The following is a 3,380-nucleotide window of genomic DNA, read 5'->3' as shown; positions in this document are numbered from 1 at the left end:
GGCGAGGTCCGCGGGACCGTCGCCGACCGCGAGCGCCACGACGAGCGCGAGGGCCGCGTACGCGCCCACGGTCGCGCCGAACGCGCTCCACGTCGGGGAGCCGGAGCGCCGCGCGGAGGCGTAGCAGGCGAACAGCGCCAGCCCGGTGACCCCCAGCGGGACGAGGGTGACGGCGGCTCCCGCGGCCGCCAGCGGGACGCCGTGGCCGGCGAGCCACAGCGACGCGCCCACGCCGGCGGCGCCGAGCCAGCTCGCCCCGGCGTTGGACGGGTCGGCCGCGGTGGACACGTAGACCGCGACGGCCGGCAGCACGAGCGCGAGCAGGGACAGCACCGCGGCCTGCGCCCCGGTGATGGCCCCGACGACCCAGCGCGGCGAGCCGTCGATCTCGGACGTGAAGAACTCGGAGCCCGCGGGTCGCCGCCCGCGCGGCGGCTGGGTGCGGGTCCCGACGGCGCTCACCGGGCCATGGTCACCGCCCGACGCCTCCCGCGACGCGACCTCGCCCGGCGCGTCGCCGACCCGGCCGGCCCGGCGGCCACGGCGGGTGCGGGCCCGTGACGCGCGACACCCCCGCCGCCCGGAGGCGTGCGGGGGTGCCGGTCGCGTCGCGACGCCGCGGTCAGCGGCTGAGCAGCTCCCGCGCGAGGGCGGCGGTCTCGGACGGCGTCTTGCCGACCTTGACGCCCGCGGCCTCGAGCGCCTCCTTCTTGGCCTGCGCCGTGCCCGACGAGCCGGAGACGATGGCGCCCGCGTGGCCCATCGTCTTGCCCTCCGGGGCGGTGAAGCCGGCGACGTAGCCGACGACCGGCTTCGTCACGTGCTCCTGGATGAACGCGGCGGCCCGCTCCTCGGCGTCGCCGCCGATCTCGCCGATCATGACGATGAGATCCGTCTCGGGGTCGGCCTCGAACGCGGCGAGGGCGTCGATGTGCGTCGTGCCGATGATCGGGTCGCCCCCGATGCCGACGGCGGACGAGAACCCGAAATCCCGCAGCTCGTACATCATCTGGTACGTGAGCGTGCCGGACTTCGAGACGAGCCCGATGCGGCCCGGGCCGGAGATGTCCGCCGGGATGATGCCGACGTTCGACTTCCCGGGGCTGATGAGGCCGGGGCAGTTGGGGCCGACGAGCCGCACGCCCTTGTCCTGGGCGTAGGCGAAGAACTCGGCCGTGTCGGCCACCGGCACACCCTCGGTGATGATGACGACGAGCGGCACGCCCGCGTCGACCGCCTCGACCACCGCGGCCTTGGTGTGGGCCGGCGGCACGAAGATGACGGACACGTCCGCGCCCGTCTTGCCGACGGCGTCCGCGACGGTGCCGAAGACGGGGACCTCGACGCTCGAGCCGTCCGCGCCGGGGAAGTCGACCGTGGTGCCGGCCTTGCGCGGGTTCACGCCGCCGACGACGTTCGTGCCCGACGCGAGCATGCGCGTCGTGTGCTTGGTGCCCTCGGAGCCGGTCATGCCCTGGACGATGACCTTGGAGTCCGCGGTCAGGAAGATCGCCATGGTGTCTGCTTCTCTCTCGTCTGTCGTCCGGCTCAGGCGGCGGCGTGCGCCAGCTCGGCGGCCTTGTCCGCGCCGCCGTCCATCGTGTCGGCCAACGTCACCAGGGGGTGCGCGGCGTCGGCGAGGATCCGGCGGCCCTCGACCACGTTGTTGCCGTCCAGGCGCACGACCAGCGGCTTGGACGCCTCGTCCCCGAGGATCTCCAGCGCCGCGACGATGCCGTTCGCGACCGCGTCGCACGCCGTGATGCCGCCGAACACGTTGACGAACACCGACTTCACCTGGGGGTCGGTGAGGATGATGTCGAGGCCTGCGGCCATCACCTCGGCGGACGCGCCGCCGCCGATGTCGAGGAAGTTGGCGGGCTTGACCCCGCCGTGGGCCTCGCCGGCGTACGCGACGACGTCGAGCGTGCTCATGACGAGCCCGGCGCCGTTGCCGATGATCCCGACCTCGCCGTCGAGCTTGACGTAGTTGAGGTCCTTCTCCTTGGCGCGCGCCTCGAGCGGGTCGGCGGCGGCCTTGTCCTCGAGCGCCGCGTGGTCCGCGTGGCGGAAGTCGGCGTTGCCGTCCAGCGTGACCTTCCCGTCGAGCGCGACGACGTCGCCGTCCTTCGTCAGGACGAGCGGGTTGACCTCGACGAGCGTGGCGTCCTCCTCGCGGTAGACGTCCCACAGCTTCTGCAGCACGGCTGCGACCTTGCCGGCGATCTCGGGCGAGGTCTTCTCGGGGAAGCCCGCCGCCGCGACGATCCGCTCGGCCGTGGCGGCGTCGATCCCGACCCGCGGGTCGACGGCGACGCGGGCGAGCGCCTCCGGGCGCTCGACGGCGAGCTGCTCGATCTCCATGCCGCCCTCGACGCTCGCCATCGCGAGGTACCGGCGCTCCGCGCGGTCGAGCAGCAGGGAGAAGTAGTACTCCTGCTCGATCGCGGCGCCCGCGGCGACCATCACGCGGTGCACGGTGTGGCCCTTGATGTCCATGCCGAGGATCTCGCCGGCACGCTCGGCCGCCTCGTCCGCCGACCGCGCGAGCTTGACGCCGCCCGCCTTGCCGCGGCCGCCCGTCTTCACCTGCGCCTTGACGACGACCACGCCGCCGTCGGCCGGGAGCAGCCGCTCCGCCGCGGCCCGCGCCTCGTCCGGCGTCGTGGCGACGACGCCGCCGAGCACGGGCACGCCGTGCTTCTCGAAGATGTCTCGTGCCTGGTACTCGAACAGGTCCACTGTGGTCCCGGTTCCTCTCGTCGACCGCGCGCCCAGCGACCCGGTCCGGCCGCTTCGCCGCAACGATGGTAGCCCCGGGACGAAGGTTCCTTGACATCGAGAGAACTTCTCGGCGAGACCCTCGTCACACCTTCGGCCCGGCCAGCGCACCGGCCTCGTCAAGCCGTCTTGACGGGCGTCCGATCGTCAACCTATCTTGACGGGATGAACGACACCGCGCTCACGGCGGCCGGCACCGACGACCCGGGCGAGGGCCTGCGGGCGGTGCTCGCGCTGCGCACGCTCGCCGACGGGCTCGAGTCGCTGCACGTCGAGCGCGCCCGGCGCCTCGGCTGGTCCTGGCAGGAGATCGCCGCCGCGCTCGGGGTCACCAAGCAGGCGGTGCACCAGCGCTACGGGAAGAGGTTCGGCTGATGTTCGAGAGGTTCACCACCGACGCCCGCCGGGCCGTCACCCTCGCGCAGGGCGCCGCGGCGGCGCTGGACGCCGACGCGATCGGCCCCGAGCACCTGCTGCTCGCGCTCGCGCACGACGAGGCGTCCGTCGCCGGCCGCGCGCTCGCGTCGGTCGGCGTCGACCACGCCGCCCTGGAGGACCGCGTGCGCGCCGCCCGCCGCCCCGACGGGCCCGACCCGCAG

General features: G+C 74.1%; 5 protein-coding genes. 2 read left to right on the top strand and 3 right to left on the bottom strand.

The genetic code is table 11. From position 1 onward, the window contains the following. The 3 genes from HGCM_RS19800 to sucC form a co-directional block, all read right to left on the bottom strand. The coding region (locus HGCM_RS19800; protein ID WP_026075354.1) for a cell division protein PerM at positions 1–462 on the bottom strand (462 nt) is incomplete at its 3' end. 160 nt (positions 463–622) lie between these two features. Beyond that, the gene (sucD, locus tag HGCM_RS08530) at positions 623–1,516 is read right to left on the bottom strand and encodes a succinate--CoA ligase subunit alpha (protein WP_019136430.1); all 894 of its coding nucleotides are present in this window, start codon (positions 1,514–1,516) and stop codon (positions 623–625) included. A 32-nt stretch (positions 1,517–1,548) separates the two neighbouring features. Beyond that, a complete protein-coding gene (gene sucC, locus HGCM_RS08525) occupies positions 1,549–2,742 on the bottom strand; it encodes an ADP-forming succinate--CoA ligase subunit beta (protein ID WP_019136429.1) in 1,194 nt (397 codons plus the stop codon). A 204-nt stretch (positions 2,743–2,946) separates the two neighbouring features. On the opposite strand from sucC, the gene HGCM_RS08520 reads away from it, so the two are divergent. Together HGCM_RS08520 and HGCM_RS08515 are read left to right on the top strand one after the other, a co-directional pair. After that, on the top strand, positions 2,947–3,156 hold the full coding sequence (locus tag HGCM_RS08520) for a hypothetical protein (RefSeq protein ID WP_019136428.1): 210 nt from the start codon (positions 2,947–2,949) through the stop codon (positions 3,154–3,156). Beyond that, the coding region (locus HGCM_RS08515; RefSeq protein WP_019136427.1) for a Clp protease N-terminal domain-containing protein at positions 3,156–3,380 on the top strand (225 nt) is incomplete at its 3' end. The genes HGCM_RS08520 and HGCM_RS08515, both read left to right, overlap by 1 nt.

The organism is Cellulomonas massiliensis JC225, assembly GCF_000312005.1.
GTDB lineage: Bacteria > Actinomycetota > Actinomycetes > Actinomycetales > Cellulomonadaceae > Cellulomonas > Cellulomonas massiliensis.
This window is presented reverse-complemented; position numbering and strand designations above follow the sequence as displayed.